Below are 18,528 nucleotides of genomic sequence, written 5' to 3'. Positions count from 1 at the left end.
CTGGCCAGAGCGGCCTGCGGCTTCAGGGACAGGCTCCTCCTTGGGAGCAGCATCGCCGGTTTCTTCATCGAATTCCGCGCCATAGATTTCGATCAACCGATCGCGCGTCAATCCATCCTTTGGGCCATCATAGACAATTTGCCCCGCTTTGAGCGCGACAATGCGGTCGCAGAATTTGGTCGCATAGTCGATCTGGTGAAGCGTGACGATAACGGTAACATTGTCGCGCTGATTGAGGTCGCGCAGCAATTCCATCACTTTGCGCGCCGAGACCGGGTCAAGCGAGGCTACTGGCTCATCCAAGAAGATCGCCTCAGCTCCTTGCACCAGCGCGCGGGCAATGGCACCGCGCTGCTGCTGGCCACCTGACAGCGTATTGGCGCGTTGGGCGGCATAATCTGCAACTCCAACCCGGGCGAGGGCTTGCATCGCGCGGTTCTGATCCGCTTCAGGCCATTGGCCCAAGAAGCCTTGAAGGAAGGGTAGGCGGCCCAAAGCGCCCAGCATCACATTTTGGAAGAGGCTTAATCGGCCGACAAGATTGAATTGTTGGAACACGAAACCGACGCGGGCACGGGCCTGACGCACCGAGTCGGCCAGCTTGCCGTCTTTCTGCACATCAATGCCCAGAAGCTTGACACTACCAGTCCCTTCATCGGTGGTGATGAGGCCGGTTGCATTGCGTAACAGGGTCGACTTGCCCGAGCCAGACGGCCCAATCAGGGCCACCATTTCGCCGGGCTGGACTGTTATAGATACGTCATTGAGTGCCTTGCGGGCACCATAGGTTCGAAACAGCCCTTTGGCCTCAAGAACAGGAATCGTCATTTTTCCCCACAAACGATCTTGAGCCGCCTGTTTAGCGTGTTTGACGCCAGAGTCACGCGGCCACTGTATGACTGTTCTGTGACAGTGGACGTGCAGCCGTTGGTACCCGGCGGATTGGGGCGCTGACGGGAGCGAATTTACATGCTATGGGGCCGCCATGACCGTCACCCTTGATCTTTCCCATCGGCGCGCTGCTGCCGCTGACTCTCCTGCGACTGTTGCGCCAGAGACAGCGCCTGCGCGTACCTCGCTGGTTGGCCTAACGCTGGATGAGATGCGGGAGGCTGTTCTGGCTTTGGGCGTGGAACCCAAAAAGGCCAAAATGCGCGCGCAACAGATTTGGCGCTGGGTTTATTTCTTCGGTGCGCGTGATTTTGGGGTGATGACCGATATTGGCAAGGATTTGCGCGCCCTGTTGGAGGTCCATCACACACTTGACCGACCCGAAGTCATTGAACGCTTGGTGTCTGCCGACGGCACCCGCAAATGGTTGATACGCTCAGCACCGGGTGTGGAGTTTGAGACGGTTTTCATCCCAGACGTCGCCCGCTCAGGGGCTCTTTGTGTGTCAAGTCAAGTGGGTTGTACCTTGACCTGCACCTTTTGCCACACAGGTACGCAGAAACTGGTCCGTAATCTGACGGCTGCGGAAATTGTCGCCCAAGTCATGATTGCCCGCGATGATTTGGATGAATGGCCCTCGACCACCGATGGAAGGGCTCTGACCAACATCGTGTTTATGGGCATGGGTGAGCCGCTCTATAATCTCGATGAAGTCGCCAAGGCGATTGATCTGATCAGCGACGGGGAGGGTATCTCCATCGGGCGGCGGCGGATCACGGTGTCGACATCAGGCGTGGTGCCGAAGATTGAGGAATTGGGCAATCGGACGGGGGCCATGCTGGCGATTAGTCTGCATGCGACCAATGACGCCTTGCGCGATGTTCTGGTCCCGCTCAATAAGAAATATCCATTGGCCGAACTGATGGCGGCCATTAAGGCCTATCCCGGGCTCAATAATGCCAAGCGTGTGACGTTCGAATATGTCATGTTGAAAGGCGTCAATGACAGCCCGTCAGAGGCGCGTGCGCTGGTTAAGCTGTTGGCGGGGGTCCCGGCCAAGGTCAATCTGATCCCGTTTAATCCCTGGCCCGGAACGGCGTATGAGTGCTCGGACTGGAAAACAATCCATGCCTTTGCCGATATTGTTAACCGGGCAGGTTATTCAGCCCCTATCCGCACGCCACGCGGACGCGATATTCTGGCTGCGTGTGGCCAGTTGCGCAGTGAAAGCGTCAAGACACGGGCCAGTGTCGCCTTGAAGGAGCGACTGGCTGCCGCGGATACCCCGACCTGAGGCCTTGACCTAACCCCGCCCGATGGCCGTCAAGCCGCCATCGATCACCACGGCTTCACCCACCATATAATCGCCCGCGCGTGACGCCAGATAAATCGCGGTGCCGGCCATGTCTTCCAGCGTGCCAATCCGTTTGGCTGGGATCGCGGCGGCAACCATCTCCGCGTGATCTCGGGCATAGACATTAAGGTCAGAAGCAAATGCGCCCGGTGCCAGCGCGGAGACCACGACATTATGGCCGATCAGATCGGCGGCCAGCCGCTTGGTAAGATGGGCAAAGGCTGCCTTGCTGGCCTGATAAGCGAAGGTATCGACTTTATTGACGGTGATGCCATCAATCGAGGTGATATTGATGATCTTGGCCGGCTGGTCAGGTCGCGCTGCGGCCTTCAGCGGTTCCAATAAAGCCTGGATCAAGAAGAATGGGCTTTTGACATTGAGGTCCATCACTTTGTCCCATCCCTTTTCAGGGTAGACATCCAGCGGGGCCATCCACAAGGTTCCGGCATTATTGACCAGAATATCGAGCTTAGCCTCGCGCGCCATGATGGTTTCCGCGAGGGCCTTGACCCCATCGAGTGTCGAAATGTCGCCGGGCAAGGCGATGCATTGGCCCCCGCCCTTCGACAATTCGGCGGCTGCCGCCTCGCACTGATCTGCTTTGCGGGCGGTGATATAGACTTTGGCGCCTTGAGCCAGAAAGCCTTCGGCAATCATGCGGCCAATACCTTTGGAGCCGCCCGTGACCAGAGCCACACGGCCCTTCAATGAGAACAGATTTTCCAACATGATGCAGTCTCCAGACGCGGACGTCCGCTGTTTAGGGTTGGCGGGCAACGCCTTCACGGCGCGGATCGGCACCGCCGACAAGGCCTTGCGGGGTCAGGCGGATAACATGCAGGCCTGAACCCTCTGCCCCCCCACCATCGCGAAACTTCTGGCCCAGCGCTTCAAGGCCCTGGATCAATTCCGGGCTAGCACGGGACCGGTCGAGCGCCACAGGACTTGTACGGGCGATGATATTGGGTAGGGCCACAGCTTCCTGCGGTGACAGATTCCAATCCAGCATCCCAATCATCGCCTTGGTGACATAGGCAATGATGGCATTTCCGCCTGGAGACCCGACAGCGAGTTCAAAATGTCCATCCTTATCGAACACAATGGTCGGTGCCATGCTGGAACGCGGCTTTTTGCCCGCAGCCGGGGCATTGGCAATCGGCTCACCCTTGGCGTCGACATTGGCGAAGGAGAAATCGGTCAGCTGATTATTGAGGAAGAAGCCGCGGACCATGCGTTGGGATCCAAACAGGCTTTCCACTGTGGTGGTCATGGAAACCACATTGCCGCGATTATCCACAATCACAAAATGACTGGTGCCAAACACATTGCCGGTTGCGTCGCGACCCCGCTTGACTGCGCCCGGTGGTTCACCCGGCTCAACTTTTGCCATGGTGCTGGTGTCTGAGATCAGGGCGGCGCGGCTCTTGAGGTAAGTCGCATCCAGCAGGCCCGCGATCGGCACGGCCACATAGCGATCATCGGCGACATAGGTGTCGCGGTCGACATAGGCCAGGCGCTGTGCTTCGATGAAACGATGCCAGCCCAGTGCGCTTTGAGGGCCAGTTGCGGCCATGTCGAAATTCTCAAGAATGCCCAATGTCGCCATGACACCAATCCCGCCGGAGGAGGGCGGGCCCATGCCGCAGACTTTGCGCTCGCGGTAGGATCGGCAGATGGGTTCAAGCTTGGCAGGCTTATAGGCTTTAAGATCGGCCAGCGATAAGGTACCCGGCATCGGGGCCTGTCCCGAGCGGGCGACGATATCGCGCGCAATCGGGCCTTCATAAAAGGCTTTGGGGCCTTGGGTTGCAATGGCGTTTAAGGTGTCAGCATAGGGCTGATTTTTCAGCAAAGTCCCTGCCGGCAGTGGGTTGCCCGAAGCATCCATCAAATAGGCGACCACATCAGGACTGGGCTCGGTAAAGCGCTTGAGCTGTGTGGCAACGGTATTGAGGCGAGGGGAAATCTTAAACCCGTCACTGGCCAGCTTGATGGCGGGCTGGAAGCTGCGGCCCCATGGCAACTTGCCATGTTCCTGCCAAGCCAGATGCAGCATGGCGATGGCACCGGGGACGCCCTGTGAACGCCCGGACTTCACAGCCGTCCAAAACGGCAGAGGAGCACCCGCTTCATCCAGAAACAGGCGGTCAGTTGCCCCGGCTGGCGCTACTTCGCGCCCATCATAAGCGGTGACGTCGCCGGTCTGGGCGTCGTAATGCAGCATGAAGGCACCCCCGCCGATCCCGCTTGATTGGGGTTCGACAAGACCCAGCGCCGTTTGGACCGCAATGGCCGCATCAACGGCGGAGCCGCCTGCGCGGAGGACTTCCAGCCCCGCTTCAACGGCCAGCGGATTGGCCGCGGCAATCATGCCGCCATGCTGCCAGACCCCGGCAGGCTTGGCCTCAGGCGTGTGTGCTGCTTGATTGGCTTTGTTTTGAGTGGGACCTTGCAGACCCGCGGGCGCGGATGCGCAGGCCGCCAGCACCAACGCCAAACCCGAAATCAAAATCTGGCGCATCGTCCAACGCTCCCCACTCAGTTTCTACCGATCAGCTTAGTCCTTTGCGCGCTCGACGTAAGAGCCATCTTCAGTCAGCACAACGATCCGTGTACCGGTCGAAATATAGGGCGGCACCATGGTGCGCACGCCGTTCGATAACATCGCAGGCTTGTAGGACGACGAGGCGGTTTGCCCTTTCACAGTCGGCTCTGTATCGACAATTTCCAAGGTCACCCGCGTTGGCAGTACCGCGGCCAGTGGGGTTTCGTTGAATATGGTCAAATAGACTTCCATGTTTTCCTGCAGATAGGCCGCATCATCGCCCAGCACGGCGTGAGGCACCAGCACCTGTTCGAAATTGTCGGGGTTCATGAACACATAAGACGTGCCATCATCATAGAGGTAATTGAACTTCATTTCCTCAACGAAGGCCTTTTCGACCGAATCGGTGGTCTTGAAGCGCTCTGTTGCCTTGATCCCATCGGTGATGCGGCGCATTTCAACCTGTGTCACAGGGGTGCCTTTGCCGGGATGGATGTTTTGGGTCGTCAGAATGACATAGAGTTTGCCGTCGGTATGCTCGACCACATTGCCTTTGCGGAGGCTCGACGCGATGACTTTGACCATGATCTGTCTTTCACTGCTGCGCTTTGAGCCAATCCAGCTTCAAAGCAGGGATGTTATCTGAATGTGCGCGCCTTCTAGCCGTTCTCACGCAATCCGCCAATTGGGTGACGCATGAGTCAAAACCTGCCCCTCACAGGCAATGAAGCCAGACCTTGGTGGCATCCTGATCGCCATCAGGACCGCAAACCATTTCTGATGGCGCGCAATCGCATCAAGAAGTCTTTGCGCGCTTGGTTTGAGGCGCAGGATTTTTGTGAGGTTGAGGCCGGCCAATTGCAGGTCTCGCCCGGAAATGAGACCCATCTTCATGGTCTGGCCACAGCTCGTCTGACCCCGGATGGGGCCAGTGCCACGCCACTTTATCTGCATACCAGTCCCGAATTTGCCTGCAAGAAACTACTGGCGGCGGGCGAGACGCGTATTTTTGACTTTGCGCGCGTGTTTCGCAATCGCGAGGCTGGCCCCTTGCATGCGACCGAGTTCACCATGCTGGAATGGTATCGTGCCGGGGCGGATTGGCAGGTCGTGATCGGGGATTGCTTGAGCTTGGTTCGACGTGCAGCAGCTTCAATCCCTACCGACGTCCTGACGTGGCGAGGCCATCAGGTGTCTGCCTCGGCAGAGCCCCGCTATCTCAGTTTGGCAGAAGCCTTCGACCAGTTCGCCGGGATTGATTTGATGGCGACGCTTGATCATGCGGGCAACGGTGATTGCGCCATGCTGGCGGCGGCTGCCCGTGCAGCGGGTGTCTCAACTGACCCTGATGACAGCTGGTCGGATTTGTTCTCCAAAGTCTTGGTCAGTCTGATTGAGCCCAAGCTGGGATTTGATGCCCCGACCATCCTGCATAGCTACCCCGCATGTGAGGCGGCTCTGGCCCGACGCAGCCCGAAGGATCCCCGCCTGGCTGAACGGTTTGAGCTTTATGTCTGCGGGGTGGAACTGGCCAATGGTTTTGGTGAATTAACCGACAGTGCGGAACAGCGCGCGCGATTCGAAGCGGATATGGATTTGAAGGAACGCCTTTATGGGCAACGCTATCCTCTGGATGAGGATTTTCTGAGTGCGCTGGACCATATGCCACCGGCCAGTGGCGTTGCTTTGGGTTTTGATCGCTTGGTGATGCTAGCCAGTGGCGCCCGCCGCATCGATGATGTGATGTGGACGGGCGCTGTCTGACGTTTTTTGCTTAGGGTTTGGTCGGGCTTTTGCCGACCTCGCCAGCTGGTATCACTTTGACCAGACGCGCCTTGGATGGATCGAGATAACGTTTGGCCAGTGCCTTGATGTCGTCCAAAGTTGCTTCTTCATATTGGGCTTTACCCTCGCGGATCCGAACCAAGCGCACGGGTTCAAAGCTTGATCGATTGAGGGCTCCCACCCACCAGGGATTATTGGCGACGGTTTCCTCCATGTCCGCAATCAGTGGGCGACGGGCACGCTGGAACATGTCATCATCAATTTTGCCCGCGGCAAGATCTGCTGCGATCTGTTCCATGACCGCCAAGACACGTTCACTGTCTTCGGGCTTTACTTCGGCAATGGCCCCAATCCGACCATAGCCAGGGAAGACACGCGAAGGTGCCCAGTCCACGCCCGGCGAGTAGGTGTCACCCAATTTCTCGCGCACCACTTCATTGAGCTTGTTTTCCAGAACAGCGGTCAGGATTCGCGCCGCGCGCACCTCACGGCCATCGCCATAATCGCGCAGAGGCCAGAAGATCATGGCCAGTGACTGGTCGGCACGACCCTTATGGGTCAACACGGTGGTGCCGCGACCGGGCGGGAAGGAAGCCTTGCGGGCTTCGGTGCGCGCCGCAGGTGCAGCCGCGCGTGGGGGCAAGGCTCCAAAGGTTGCTGCCACCGCCTCACGTGCGGCTTCAACAGTAGTATCACCCACTACCAAGATCTCGATGGCCGAGTTTTGGCGCGCCGCGTCGAGGGCAGCACGGGCCTTTTCCAAGGTCAGTTGGTCAAACTCTTGCGGGGTTGGGAAGGCAAAGCGGCGATCATTATTGAGCAAAACATACTCGCCCTGAACCCCCCAGACCGACCCCGGCGTGGTGTCAAGTTGCCGGTAGATGGCGTCCTTGGATGCCTTCAGGCGGGCCATGCCGTCAGGCCGCCAAGCCGGGTCTGTGAGAAACGCGGCAAACACTTGCATCTGCAAGGTCAGATCGGCCGGCGTGGTGGCACTGGTGAAGGCAAAAGCGTCTTCACCCACATAAAAGCCCTGACCAACACTGCGGCCCGCCAAGGCCCGCTGAAGTCCATCCGCATCAAGACGTCCTAAGCCGCCAGCAATGAAGCTCGACGAAATCGCGAAATTCAGCCCGGTTTGATCTGCTGGTAGTGCCAGCTGGCCTTCGCCAAAGCCGATCTGAACCCGAACACGGCCTTCTTCAAATTTGCTGGGCTTGACTGTCAGGCGCACCTGATTGGCAAACCGCATTTGCGTCAGGCCAAGATCTGCGATTTGGGTGGTTTCCACCACCTGACCGGCTGCACCGAAATTCACATAATCCCAAGCCACTTTGGCTTCGGCAATGGGTGCGGCAACGGGTTTGGCCCGCTGGGCTTCATAGGCCGCCCGCACCGCCTGATCACCCCCGCGAATGGCTTCACCCGTCGACAAGAATAATTCGGGTGTGTCGGTGCCCCAGACTTTCTTCAATTCAGCCAGAGCTTCTTGCGGGTTCAAGCTCGCCTCAACTGACTTGAACCACGCCAGATCGTCTGCTGGCGTCGTGTTGACTTCGTCATCGGCAAAGCTGGCCAGAATGCCATCAACAACATCCGCCGAGCGAGCGGCTCCCGCCTGGGTCGCAGCCCGCTCGTATGCTTCGCGCATCTCAGCTACGGCAACGCTGAATTCTTCGGCTGTGAAGCCAAAGCTCAAGGCGCGTCGTAACTCTGTATCGCCAATTTCGAGAGCTTGGCTCCAATTTTCCGGTTTGGCTGCAGTCAACTCCATCGAGGCAAACTCGGCGGCTTTGAACAAATCCTGGGACGTGATGCTGGCATTGATGATCGACGAACCCGCCTTCCGCGCGATCCGCTCCAACCGTGTATTGATCACACTTTCCGCAAGACCCAAGAGCAACCCTTCGCGACGCAACTTACTGCTGTCGGGTTCTGCTGTGTAGGCCTTTACATTGAATAGGCTGACGGAGGTCGGCAATTGGGGTTCAAGGAAGACTTGTACCGAGCCTGGCTCGCGCTTCAATTGGCCCATATCCGGATCAGTTCCAGCTTTTGCAGGCTGTTGCCAATCGGAGAACTTGTTGCGTATCTGAGCCTCGACGGCCTTAGGGTCAAAGTCACCCACCACAGCAAGGAAAGCCCGCTCTGGGGTGTAAAAGCGGGTGTAAAGATCGACAAAGCGCTCACGCGGGGCCTCGCTAACCACTTTCATGTCGCCGATCGGGAAGCGGGCGGGAATGGGGGTGCCATCTAGCGCTTGGGCGGCAAAAGCGCGGAATTGCCGCTCGCCCGGCGAATTGCGAGCCCGCTCCTCAGACTTAATGATACCCCGCTCTCGGTCAATCGCATCGGCAGCAAGCGTCAGTCGGCCTGCGGTTTCGCGCATCAGCATAAGGCCTACCTCGAGACGCTCAGCCTTGGGCATGTTGAGCATATAGACCGTCTCGTCAAAGCTGGTGTAGGCATTGCTGTCGGGGCCAAAGGCCAGACCTTCACGGGCAACGATCTTGTCGAATTCACTTTCCGGCACATTCTGCGAACCATTAAAGGCCATATGCTCTAGGAAGTGGGCAAGCCCTGACTGATTGTCTTGCTCGTTGAGCGAACCTGCTGCAATGCGCAGCCGAATAGCCGCTTCACCTTTCGGTGTCGGCCATTTCTTAATGGCATAGCGCATGCCATTGGGCAGAATGCCATAAATGACATCTGGATCAGCCTTGAAATCCTTGTAGCGATCTTGTGGGAAGCCCGGCAGCGGGGCAATGACTGGGGCGGGCGCCGCATTGTTTGGGGCAGCGGCAACGGGCTTAGCCAAGACCGATGGTGCGATGGCGACGGGTGCCACCAATGCGATCAGGGAAACTAAGCCGATATGCGGAATCCGTCTCATGCCGCTACTCCATTGTAAAATCTGTCGTCAAAACCACCGACCGCACACAGGCCAAGGCCGTCGAGCCAGTCAAGTGACAAATCCGTAAGTTCGCCACATGTCAGGCCCGAAACGGCACCTGCGCAACGAAGGCATCCACCAGGCTGTTGCGCCCGGCAACATATACCTCGTCGCTATGGGCCTTGATGTGCGCCATGATCCTTTCCAGCGCCCCGATCCGACCAGGTCGCCCCACGATGCGCAAATGCAAGCCGATGTTTAGAACACGCGCCTGTCCACGCCTTGCTTCATCAAGCAATGCATCGAAACTGGCAATGGCATAGGTCGCCCAGTCCCACGGCTGCATAGCTGGCGCGACCCACATCTTCATATCATTGGTATCGATAGCATAGGGGGTAATCAGCATGGGTTTGGAGCCGTGGGAAGTCTCAACCTCGTCCCAGAATGGCATATCACCAGAGTAATCATCCATGTGATAGGTAAAGCCCTCTTCGGCCAGGATGCGCCTCGTCCGGTCAGTCAGCAAATAGCGCGACAGCCATCCCTTAGGAGTCTGACCGGTGGTGGCTTGAATCGAGTCCCGTGCCTTGGTGATAAAGGCGCGCTCTTTGTCTTCATCCATCCAGAATTGATGGCTCCACCGATAGCCATGGGCAGCAACTTCCCAATTGCGCGCGACAATATCGGCGGCAATATCGGGCGCTCGTTCAAGAGCCAGTGCCGCAGCGGTGATCGTGGGGGCAAATTCATAGCGATCAAACAAATCGCGAATGCGCGGCCAGCCGGCCTTTATGCCATAGAGGTAATTGCTTTCATTGCCATAGACACGCATCGGGCGGGCCGGCACAGCCCCAAGCTCGTCCACCGGTTCGGGCCCTTTGTCGCCATCGCGGATGTTCTGCTCGGCACCTTCCTCCACATTTATCACCAGCGAAACGGCAAGCTTGGCACCATTAGGCCATACAAAGTCAGAAGGGATCACAGTCATGGCAGTCTCGCGATAGGTCGTGACGGGCGCTCAGAGGTGACGGCCACCCATCCCCTTGTCAACCCGGCGGTGTAAGCGCACAGTCTATTCGGGCAGCTGTCGCCATAGCGCAGATGAGCCAATAGAACTCAATGTATTGAAAGGTTATTGCTGTTTGAATTCCTTGCGCCCTGAAACCTATGACAGTCTGACGGGCTTACGTTTTGTCTTGTCGATCTGGATCGCCGTCTTCCACCTTGGCGATATGTATGACCCTCAAGGCTTTGGGGCGTGGGCGATCATGCGGGCTGGCGCGGCGCGGGTGGATGTGTTCTTCGTCCTGTCCGGCTTTGTATTGACCCATATTTACTGGGCCCGCAGCAAGGCCAGTTTCCAATATCGAAACTTTCTGCGCGCCCGATTTGCTCGGCTGTATCCGCTCCATCTTCTGGCCCTCGGCTTGTTATGCGGTTTAGTGGTCGCTGCACACGTGGTCGGGCAGGGCGCGCAGACACGCCATTTCACATTGACTGGGCTCATCGCCAATTTGGCCTTGTTGCAGGCGTGGGCAATACCGGGAGCCAATGTCTGGAACTTCCCAGCGTGGACGATCAGTGCCGAATTCTTTGGATATCTGATTTTCCCACTTTTGTTGATCCCGGCCGTGCGTTTACGTAGCCGGCCTTGGGTTTTTGTCTGTTTGAGCTTGGGTGTGGTCCTGACGATCGACCTTTTGTTTCGCCAATTCCTCGGCCGCACTTTGACCCGTACAACCGTTGATTTGGGCATTCTGCGCGGGGCCAGTGTCATGTGGGTTGGTGTGGCCGCGCGTGTGTTGTTTGAACGTCTGCACCTAACCTCGCTGCAGGCACTGGTTGTGATTGTGTTCGGCGCTGCCATTGCGCTGGGTGGGGCCATGATGGCCTTGCCGACGGCTGTCGTTGCTCTGGGTGGAGCAATGTTGGTGATTGGTCTTGCTGCCCGCGACATAACCCGCCAAGCGAGTGCTTATGCGACCGGTCTCGACCATCCGGCCATGGTCAAGCTTGGTGGGTGGTCCTATGCCATTTTCATCCTGCATGTGCCGATTTTCATGGCGATGGAGAATGTCGCGAAAATTCTGGGCACAAATTTGCCAATCAATCCGGTAACCGTCTTGATTATGGTAAGCGTTTTGATTGGCTTGGCGGCTGTCGCCCATATTTGGGTGGAAGAGCCAGCGCGAAAATGGCTCCGCGGGCCAACAGCCAGCGTCTAATCAGGCTGTTTGGGCTGGATTAAATCCCAGCCATTGCCATAGCAATCTTCAAACACCACCACCTGTCCATAGGCCTCTTGGCGCGGGGCTTCGCGGAACTGCACGCCCGCTTCCAGCATGCGCTGATAGCTGGCCTCAAAATTTTCGGTCTGCAGGAAGAAGCCGACGCGACCACCCATCTGGCGGCCGATCAGACTGGTCTGTTCGGGACCTGTTGCGCGGGCCAGCACAATTCTGGTTTGCGCATCAGCCTGTGGGGCGACAACGACCCAGCGCTTGTCAGCTCCCATGGGCGTATCCACGACCAAAACAAAGCCCAACTTGGCGACGTACCAGGTAATTGCCTCGTCATAGTCACGCACCAGAATGGTGATAGCAGAGAGAAAACCCATGGCCCGTGCCCTTCATGGTCGCCTGTGCCGCAGGTTTAATGGGGTTCTTCCCCGCCCGACACATTCATACTTTCCCCGGTGATATAGACTGCATCGTCACTGCAGAGGAAAGCCACTGCAGCGGCGGTATCCTCTGGCAAGCCTGGCCGGCCCAGCGGGATGCGGGCGGCCATGGCTTTCAGATAATCCTCAACCGAAGCAGCACCAACCACCTTGGAGAAATACTCATTCTGCCAAGCGCCCAATCCGGTGGTAACGTGGTTAGGGCAAACATTATTGACGGTTATGTGATGGGCTCCCAACTCCACCGCAGCAGAGCGCGCCAGTCCAACAAGGCCATGTTTGGAGGATGTATAGGCTTGGGCGTGGGGAAAACCTGACTTGGCGGCCTGGCTTGCGATATTGATGATGCGCCCGCCTTTGCCACCTGCAATCATGTGGCGTGCAGCGGCCTGGATCCCGAAGAAGCAGCCCTTCAGATTGACGTCGATCACTGCATCCCAATCAGCTTCGGTCACATCCAGCAAAGGCTTCATAATATAGCCAATCCCGGCATTATTGACCCAAATGTCGAGGCGACCAAACGTGTCCACGCCATGCTGGGCTAGGGCTTCAACTTCAGCGGGCACGCGCACATCACAAGCCTTGGTCGTCACGCCCACACCCATGGCGGCGATTTCAGCAGCGATTGCAGCCATTTCGTCTTCCTGGCCTACGTGCTCCGCAGCGGTCGCGGCGTCACGCGCCCGACCAATGTCGGACAAGACAATATTGGCCCCCTCCGCAGCAAGCCGCCGCACGATCGCTTCTCCCAGTCCTTTGCGACGCCCTGAGCCTGTGACGACGGCGGTTTTGCCAGTGAAACGCTTGTCTGCCATAGTGATCTCCGAAAAATGTGTGCGACAGGTTGTCACGCTCTTTTCATTCGGCAATAGGTATACCATTTACATCAGAAATGACCACAGCAGTGGCAAGGGAGATGTGAGCATGTCCAGTCTCGTCAGTGACAAGCCCAAGGCCGAAGCAGAGCGCGCCTATGACGGCCCCCCCGATTATCGGGTTGTTGGCCAGCATGGCATGTTTCCAGAATTGAGCCATGATGAAATTGCCAGGTTCAACTTCCTCGCCCATATGAACCGCCATTTGTCGACCCAGATCATGCCAGGGGTCAAGGCCGCCTTTGACACCCGGGTCGAGCCGCAATTCAAGGCTACGCAAGGGCGCGGGTTCAAAGATCGTCATGAGGTCCGCAAGGCCTTGTTGAAAGATACGATGTTTCAATGGTGGAGTGCGCTGCGCCGGGCGACCATGGAAACGCGCCAGCAGGCAGGTCGCTGGGTGACTTTGCGCCAGGCTGATGCCCTTAATGCGCGCGCCAAGGCCTTAACCAACAATGACGCCCGCCTTAAGCTCAATCCCAGCCTGCCGCTGCCCCGCTATGTTGAAGCGATTGACCATCACTGCATGCCGGGCAGCTATTATACCGAGCTCAGCGAAGGCGATGTCACGGGACCGTGCAATTATGACATTGGAATTTTTGCCACAACGGGCGGCATGCTCGGCCGGTATAATGACGGTGGGGGGCAGGCGATTGCGGCTTGGGTCAAGAAAACCCTGCCGGGTCTGAAGCCACGCCGTATTCTCGATATTGGGGCGGGGCTTGGCCATAATGTCCTGCCGATTGCCCAAGCCTTCCCTGAGGCGGAGGTTGTTGCCATTGATGTCGGTGCACCCATGTTGCGCTATGGCCTGGCGCGGGCCAAAACATTGGGCGTGGACAATGTGACTTTCGTGCAGGGCGATGTCAGCAATCTGGCTGATCTGGCGGACGAAAGCTTCGACATGATCCATTCGTGCATGTTCCTGCATGAAACATCTTTTGCCTCCATGCCGAAAATCTTTGCCGAGACCCACCGCCTCCTCAAGCAGGGCGGTATCGTGTTCCATGTCGAGCAGCCGCAATACACCCCAGACATGCCCTTATTCGAACAGGCCATGCGCGATTGGGACGCGTTCTATAATAATGAACCGTTCTGGACCAAGATGCATGAGGTTGATCTTGATACGGCGATGGTAGCAGCAGGTTTTGCGGCCGATAAGCTGATACATGGCGGGGTGGCTGCGGTGGTTGATCCCGATGTCTTCCCCCAAGCGGCTGAAGATACCAAGCAAGAGGATTATGGTCGCAAAGCCGCCTGGCATGTCGTGGGAGCTGTAAAATGAGCACGATTGACCCACTCGCCCTTGCAGGAGCCAAGTCCAAAGGCAAACGGCCCTATTTCCTCGACGCCGATGTCGAGCGGCTGACCAATGTGGTTTTGGTTCTGACTCAGGAATTGGCCGTGCTGCGTGAGCGCACAGATACGTTGGAACGATTGCTGGAACAGTCCGGCGTTCTGACCCGACAAGAGATTGAGACTTTCAGTCCAACCAAGCAGCAAGCCGATGAACGCGGTGCGTGGACGCAAGAATATCTCGCCCGCGTCTTCCGGATTTTGCAACAGGAGCGAGAAGCGCTCACACGTGACGAGGCCTCTTCAGAGGACGTCGCTGAAGAATTGGCCAAGGTCTAAACGCGCATTACATGCGGGCTTGAAGCACCAAAATGGTCGCCCAAATCAAAGCGGCAATATTGGGGTAGAAAGTCGCGACAAATCCGAAACTGCGATAGATTGGGTCAATCGAATAGCCAATCCAATAAAGGATCCGTGCCACGATAAACAAACTAACCAGAGCCGGCAGGATCGCCAGCAAATGGGCCGGCAGAAGGGTCGCCAGTGCCAGATGGGCTACGGCCAACAAAATGAATTGCTCAAGCGTGTTGCGTTGAATGCGGACTTGGATGGCCAGTCGTGTGGCCTGATCATTGCCATCGATAACATCGCTCGCCCAGGGTCTGGCCCCGGCAATGAAGCCGATCATTGCCAATAAAACCAAGAGAGCAAAAAGCTGGTTCTGCAGGGCAAAGGCAATACGGCTCGCCAAATCATCGGCTGCTGGGCCTGTAAATATCCCACTGTGGAAGACCAAATAGATGTAGCCGATCTGGCATGGAACAGAGACCGCAATTTGCAAGCCGACCAGTGTTTGCTGTGTTTTAAAGTTCATGGCTGTCTTCTCCTCATTCAGATCCTATCAATGCTGGCGACGGTCCGATCCGCCTTCAAAACTTGATCAGAATTTCCCTTGCGCAGCCTGGCTGTTTGTGAACCAGGCGCGCTTGAGACGGGGAGGAGCATTGGGTCACATGTTACAGGGCGATCAGGACGTGTGGGCCTCGTTTTGCCTCATCGCTGTCTGACGCGCCTAATTCACTCTGTTGTCCTATCCATCTTGCCGAAAATCCTTAGTTACACGTCGGCATGATGCTCTAGATCAGTTTTCCGCCTCGGCCTTTGGCCGAAGAGTCATATACATGGACCCATATAGCAGCACTTACTGGCAAGATACCGCCGATTTTTGACACCGCTTCGGTCAATCCGGCAACCAGCTTGCGGCTGGCGGTCGTCTCAAAGGGACGATCCAGAGTGATGCGAAGATTGACCGGCAGCGGTATTGGGCTGCCGCCAGCCGCAGTCGCAGCCCCTGGCACAGTGACCAGAAAGCTTGCGACCAAAGCCTGACCAATCAGGCCGCGGCGGCTGATCTCCGATGGGGAGGAGAGAGACATCATGTATTCCGCCTCTACTTCTGGCCCAAAGCAACCTTCATCATCTCGAGCGTGATCGCTTGGCCACCCATGCCCCAGCCACCGTCAGGTACTTCATTGATTTGGACCCAGGTGAATTGGCGTGCGGCAGGAATGCCTTCAGCGGTAACCGATGCTTCGGTGATCAGTTCAATCATTTTGGCCTTCTTGGCAGCGTCAAGAGAGCCTGCAGGAACAGAAACTTGGATGAGGGGCATGGAGTGGTCCTTTTCGTTGATAGCGCCATGATGTCGTTATATGGCAATCACTATATTATGGTGATCGACATAAAAATCAAGCCTAAAGTGCAGATCCGGCAGAAAATGCCAGAAGCGACCATTATCAATTTGATTTAATGCGCTTTATTTGGCTGTTGCCGTAAAGGCTCGCGCCACTGCCTTGAAGGGTTCGGTTGAACTCTGGATGCGTGCCAAGGTCCGGGCACCCTCAAGTGCCGCCAGCAGCGCCTTGGCGCGGGACTGTGCGCTGGGCTGGTCCATCCCACGCTTTTCCAGTTGATCGCTCAAGCAGCTTTCCCAGGCTGCAGCCCCAGATTGCAGTTTTTCAGCAACCGCGGGTACTTCGAACACTTTATCGATGGTCATGTTTTGGATGATGCAGCCCAGTTGAAATTGACTAGCGGCCATCTCAGCGGCCAGCCCATCACAAATGGCATGAATATAATGATCTGGATCAACCAGATTGTCCTGGCCGGCCCGGCTTAAGAAGGCCACACCGCTGGCGACATAACGCTCAAGCACCTGCAAGGCGAGTTCGGTCTTGCCGTCGGGAAACAAATAATAGAACGAGCCTTTGGGCGAGCCGCTTTCCTCGATAATCTGGGCAAGACCGGTTGCCGAATAGCCCTGAAGGCGAAACAGGCGTTCGGCTGTTGCCAGGGCAAGCGCACGCGATTTTTCAGAATTTCCCATGTCTGACCCGTTTGCACATTCGGCTTGACTTCGCCAGTAGCTAAAATATGGTGATTGACATAAAAGGAGTCAAGCATGCGCGCGCTCATCTTTAACAAGCCCGGTGATCTCATCTGGCAGGAACAGAAGGACTTGCAGCTCCAAGGCCCGCGCGAGGCGATTGTTCGCCCGATTGCCTCAACCACATGCGATCTCGACCGCCTCATCCTGCGGGGCGAAGCCCCGTTTACCGGCCCATTTGCCATTGGGCATGAGTGTGTCGCTGAAGTGGTCGATGTCGGAGAAGAGGTGCGCAGGGTTCGTCGCGGCGATATTGTCGTTGTCAATTGGCATATTTCCTGTTCCCATTGCGATCGGTGCCAGACCGGGCGGCCCAATAGCTGCCGGACCCATCAAACCGGCGCGATGTATGGTCTGCCGGGGCTCGGTGATTGGGGCGGGACATTCTCAGACTCAATCCGCGTGATCGAAGCCGACTTTGCTTTGACCAAAGTGCCCATAGGCGTGCGCCCTGAAATCGTCGCAAGTGCCGCAGACAACTTGCCCTTCGCGTTTGAGTTCACCATTCCCCATTTGCGCGCAGTGCCGGGGGCAGAAGTCTTGGTGATGGGTGGTTGCGGTTCGATTGCCCTTTATGCGGTGATGTTTGCGCGTGCGGGGGGTGCAAGCCGCGTGGTCTATTATGACACTGACCCCGCACGGCTTGACCTTGCAACCCATTATGGTGCCGAGGTGGTCGAGGGGCCAACCCCACGTCGTGCGGGTAGTTTCCCTATTGTCATTGATGCCAGTGCACAGGCTGACAGCTTGCTTTGCGCGATACGCTCGGTTGAGCCCGAGGGCATTGTGTCCTCTGTCGGCGGGCATTTCTTGCCGGTTTCCATGCCCTTGTTTGACATGTACCGGACTGGTGTTCGCTTCTATACCGGGCGTGGTCGGGGTGGGCCCAATGTGGCCGAGACCCTGCAATGGGTAGCCGACGGACGCGTTGATCCCAGTGCGGTGACGTCGCAAGTCGCGGCTTTTGATGACGCCCCTGATGTATTGGCAGAGCCCAGTCTGAAGCCCGTTCTGGCGCGCCCACCTATCTTTCAGCCCAGTTAGGGTCTCCTCAGTCGGACAGTGCATTCAAGGCTAAGCGATTGCCCTCGCTATCTTCAATCTCTGCGACATAGCCAGCGGGTCCGATATGCTTTTTGGGGTAAAGCACTTTGGCCCCAAGGGCTTTGGCCCGCGCCAAAACGGGATCGATATCTTCGACGTCAAAATAGATGATCGCCCCGGTCTTGGACGGCACATAGACATCGCCTTTGGCCAAGGCACCACTCGCACCGGGCTTGCCATCGGCTCGTGGGAAAAAGGCCATCTCATAGCCATCAATTGTTTCTCGGCTTAACTTTGTGGCGAGTACAGCCTCATAAAAAGTAATCGCCCTGTCCATGTTGGTGACGGGTATTTCAAAATGATAGACGGGATTGGCCATGGTCGCGGTTTCCTGCTGCAATGAAGGGGATCCCGCTCGGCTGGTCTCGGCGTTTTGACAGGCCGTCAAAGCAGCCATGCACATGCCCAACAAGCACAGCACGGCTGGCGGCAAGCGAAAAAGCGGGGTCATCGTCATGACCCCGCTTTTACCGTCGGTAAGGATTGCCGCAAGGAAACTTTCTGCCGGATCGTGGCCAGAGGCGTCACAAGGCCGTGAAGCGCGACAGGTTTATTGACGTGTTCCGCGCAGGGCGGAGGCGATGTTGCGGTCTTGGTTTGTGGACCAAGCGTTGGGATTGGCGCGGGGTGCGGCCCCAGCGGCGGTGGCATCGGAGCGT

General features: G+C 57.2%; 18 protein-coding genes and 1 pseudogene. 6 read left to right on the top strand and 13 right to left on the bottom strand.

From position 1 onward, the window contains the following. Nucleotides 1–39: 39 nt before the first annotated feature. Nucleotides 40–828 (bottom strand): annotated as a pseudogene (gene phnC, locus PbB2_RS07255) (phosphonate ABC transporter ATP-binding protein); the annotation flags it as partial. A 157-nt stretch (nt 829–985) separates the two neighbouring features. On the opposite strand from phnC, the gene rlmN reads away from it, so the two are divergent. Then, complete coding sequence (rlmN, locus tag PbB2_RS07250; protein ID WP_108984662.1) at nt 986–2,185, top strand: dual-specificity RNA methyltransferase RlmN; 1,200 nt, start codon at nt 986–988, stop codon at nt 2,183–2,185. A gap of 9 nt (nt 2,186–2,194) precedes the next feature. Here the strand turns inward: rlmN and PbB2_RS07245 are convergent, their stop codons facing one another. From PbB2_RS07245 to efp, 3 genes are read right to left on the bottom strand one after another with little or no spacing between them, the layout of a single operon-like run. Then, complete coding sequence (locus tag PbB2_RS07245; protein ID WP_108984661.1) at nt 2,195–2,974, bottom strand: SDR family NAD(P)-dependent oxidoreductase; 780 nt, start codon at nt 2,972–2,974, stop codon at nt 2,195–2,197. Nucleotides 2,975–3,005: 31 nt separating this feature from the next. Then, the gene (gene ggt, locus PbB2_RS07240; protein WP_108984660.1) at nt 3,006–4,766 is read right to left on the bottom strand and encodes a gamma-glutamyltransferase; all 1,761 of its coding nucleotides are present in this window, start codon (nt 4,764–4,766) and stop codon (nt 3,006–3,008) included. A 36-nt stretch (nt 4,767–4,802) separates the two neighbouring features. After that, nucleotides 4,803–5,375, bottom strand: a complete 573-nt coding sequence (efp, locus tag PbB2_RS07235) for an elongation factor P (RefSeq protein ID WP_108984659.1) — start codon at nt 5,373–5,375, stop codon at nt 4,803–4,805. Nucleotides 5,376–5,486: 111 nt separating this feature from the next. On the opposite strand from efp, the gene epmA reads away from it, so the two are divergent. Then, nucleotides 5,487–6,554, top strand: coding sequence for an EF-P lysine aminoacylase EpmA (gene epmA, locus PbB2_RS07230; protein ID WP_108984658.1), 1,068 nt, complete (start codon nt 5,487–5,489; stop codon nt 6,552–6,554). A gap of 10 nt (nt 6,555–6,564) precedes the next feature. Here the strand turns inward: epmA and PbB2_RS07225 are convergent, their stop codons facing one another. Both PbB2_RS07225 and PbB2_RS07220 read right to left on the bottom strand, forming a co-directional pair. Continuing rightward, entirely contained in the window at nt 6,565–9,468 is a 2,904-nt protein-coding gene (locus PbB2_RS07225; RefSeq protein ID WP_108984657.1) for a M16 family metallopeptidase, read from the bottom strand. A gap of 100 nt (nt 9,469–9,568) precedes the next feature. Then, complete coding sequence (locus PbB2_RS07220; RefSeq protein WP_108984656.1) at nt 9,569–10,456, bottom strand: polysaccharide deacetylase family protein; 888 nt, start codon at nt 10,454–10,456, stop codon at nt 9,569–9,571. A gap of 154 nt (nt 10,457–10,610) precedes the next feature. Between PbB2_RS07220 and PbB2_RS07215 the strand changes: the two genes are divergently transcribed. Next, entirely contained in the window at nt 10,611–11,693 is a 1,083-nt protein-coding gene (locus PbB2_RS07215; RefSeq protein WP_192576220.1) for an acyltransferase family protein, read from the top strand. On the opposite strand, the gene PbB2_RS07210 is transcribed toward PbB2_RS07215, so the two are convergent. Together PbB2_RS07210 and PbB2_RS07205 are read right to left on the bottom strand one after the other, a co-directional pair. Next, on the bottom strand, nt 11,690–12,085 hold the full coding sequence (locus PbB2_RS07210; protein WP_108984654.1) for a VOC family protein: 396 nt from the start codon (nt 12,083–12,085) through the stop codon (nt 11,690–11,692). The genes PbB2_RS07215 and PbB2_RS07210 overlap by 4 nt on opposite strands. 35 nt (nt 12,086–12,120) lie before the next feature. Beyond that, complete coding sequence (locus tag PbB2_RS07205; protein ID WP_108984653.1) at nt 12,121–12,963, bottom strand: SDR family NAD(P)-dependent oxidoreductase; 843 nt, start codon at nt 12,961–12,963, stop codon at nt 12,121–12,123. A 109-nt stretch (nt 12,964–13,072) separates the two neighbouring features. Between PbB2_RS07205 and PbB2_RS07200 the strand changes: the two genes are divergently transcribed. Next, nucleotides 13,073–14,308: a class I SAM-dependent methyltransferase gene (locus PbB2_RS07200; RefSeq protein WP_108984652.1), complete on the top strand. Its 1,236-nt coding sequence runs from the start codon at nt 13,073–13,075 to the stop codon at nt 14,306–14,308. Beyond that, nucleotides 14,305–14,658, top strand: a complete 354-nt coding sequence (locus PbB2_RS07195; RefSeq protein WP_108984651.1) for a hypothetical protein — start codon at nt 14,305–14,307, stop codon at nt 14,656–14,658. The genes PbB2_RS07200 and PbB2_RS07195 overlap by 4 nt, the downstream gene beginning before the upstream one ends. 7 nt (nt 14,659–14,665) lie before the next feature. On the opposite strand, the gene PbB2_RS07190 is transcribed toward PbB2_RS07195, so the two are convergent. From PbB2_RS07190 to PbB2_RS07175, 4 genes are all read right to left on the bottom strand, one after another. Further along, nucleotides 14,666–15,193 (bottom strand): MAPEG family protein, encoded by a 528-nt coding sequence (locus PbB2_RS07190; RefSeq protein ID WP_108984650.1) that lies wholly within the window; start codon nt 15,191–15,193, stop codon nt 14,666–14,668. Between the two features lie 262 nt (nt 15,194–15,455). Beyond that, entirely contained in the window at nt 15,456–15,758 is a 303-nt protein-coding gene (locus PbB2_RS07185; protein ID WP_108984649.1) for a hypothetical protein, read from the bottom strand. A gap of 11 nt (nt 15,759–15,769) precedes the next feature. Then, on the bottom strand, nt 15,770–15,991 hold the full coding sequence (locus PbB2_RS07180; RefSeq protein ID WP_108984648.1) for a tautomerase family protein: 222 nt from the start codon (nt 15,989–15,991) through the stop codon (nt 15,770–15,772). A gap of 144 nt (nt 15,992–16,135) precedes the next feature. Further along, on the bottom strand, nt 16,136–16,705 hold the full coding sequence (locus tag PbB2_RS07175) for a TetR/AcrR family transcriptional regulator (RefSeq protein ID WP_108984647.1): 570 nt from the start codon (nt 16,703–16,705) through the stop codon (nt 16,136–16,138). Between the two features lie 75 nt (nt 16,706–16,780). On the opposite strand from PbB2_RS07175, the gene PbB2_RS07170 reads away from it, so the two are divergent. After that, entirely contained in the window at nt 16,781–17,809 is a 1,029-nt protein-coding gene (locus PbB2_RS07170) for a zinc-dependent alcohol dehydrogenase (RefSeq protein WP_108984646.1), read from the top strand. Between the two features lie 7 nt (nt 17,810–17,816). On the opposite strand, the gene PbB2_RS07165 is transcribed toward PbB2_RS07170, so the two are convergent. Then, nucleotides 17,817–18,320 (bottom strand): VOC family protein, encoded by a 504-nt coding sequence (locus PbB2_RS07165; protein WP_305790453.1) that lies wholly within the window; start codon nt 18,318–18,320, stop codon nt 17,817–17,819. Between the last annotated feature and the right edge of the window lie 208 nt (nt 18,321–18,528).

This window comes from Candidatus Phycosocius bacilliformis (genome assembly GCF_003112735.1).
GTDB classification, from domain to species: Bacteria; Pseudomonadota; Alphaproteobacteria; order Caulobacterales; family Aquidulcibacteraceae; genus Aquidulcibacter; species Aquidulcibacter bacilliformis.
Note: the sequence above shows the minus strand (reverse complement) of the source record. Positions and strands in the feature narration are given on the sequence as shown.

Coding starts and splice junctions, on each gene's coding strand:
- PbB2_RS07185 (WP_108984649.1), bottom strand. CDS start 15,758: ATGATGTCTCTCTCCTCCCCATCGGAGATCAGCCGCCGCGGCCTGATT.
- PbB2_RS07225 (WP_108984657.1), bottom strand. CDS start 9,468: ATGAGACGGATTCCGCATATCGGCTTAGTTTCCCTGATCGCATTGGTG.
- epmA (WP_108984658.1), top strand. CDS start 5,487: ATGAGTCAAAACCTGCCCCTCACAGGCAATGAAGCCAGACCTTGGTGG.
- efp (WP_108984659.1), bottom strand. CDS start 5,375: ATGGTCAAAGTCATCGCGTCGAGCCTCCGCAAAGGCAATGTGGTCGAG.
- PbB2_RS07200 (WP_108984652.1), top strand. CDS start 13,073: ATGTCCAGTCTCGTCAGTGACAAGCCCAAGGCCGAAGCAGAGCGCGCC.
- PbB2_RS07195 (WP_108984651.1), top strand. CDS start 14,305: ATGAGCACGATTGACCCACTCGCCCTTGCAGGAGCCAAGTCCAAAGGC.
- PbB2_RS07245 (WP_108984661.1), bottom strand. CDS start 2,974: ATGTTGGAAAATCTGTTCTCATTGAAGGGCCGTGTGGCTCTGGTCACG.
- PbB2_RS07175 (WP_108984647.1), bottom strand. CDS start 16,705: ATGGGAAATTCTGAAAAATCGCGTGCGCTTGCCCTGGCAACAGCCGAA.
- PbB2_RS07170 (WP_108984646.1), top strand. CDS start 16,781: ATGCGCGCGCTCATCTTTAACAAGCCCGGTGATCTCATCTGGCAGGAA.
- ggt (WP_108984660.1), bottom strand. CDS start 4,766: ATGCGCCAGATTTTGATTTCGGGTTTGGCGTTGGTGCTGGCGGCCTGC.
- PbB2_RS07220 (WP_108984656.1), bottom strand. CDS start 10,456: ATGACTGTGATCCCTTCTGACTTTGTATGGCCTAATGGTGCCAAGCTT.
- PbB2_RS07180 (WP_108984648.1), bottom strand. CDS start 15,991: ATGCCCCTCATCCAAGTTTCTGTTCCTGCAGGCTCTCTTGACGCTGCC.
- PbB2_RS07190 (WP_108984650.1), bottom strand. CDS start 15,193: ATGAACTTTAAAACACAGCAAACACTGGTCGGCTTGCAAATTGCGGTC.
- PbB2_RS07210 (WP_108984654.1), bottom strand. CDS start 12,085: ATGGGTTTTCTCTCTGCTATCACCATTCTGGTGCGTGACTATGACGAG.
- PbB2_RS07205 (WP_108984653.1), bottom strand. CDS start 12,963: ATGGCAGACAAGCGTTTCACTGGCAAAACCGCCGTCGTCACAGGCTCA.
- rlmN (WP_108984662.1), top strand. CDS start 986: ATGACCGTCACCCTTGATCTTTCCCATCGGCGCGCTGCTGCCGCTGAC.
- PbB2_RS07165 (WP_305790453.1), bottom strand. CDS start 18,320: ATGACCCCGCTTTTTCGCTTGCCGCCAGCCGTGCTGTGCTTGTTGGGC.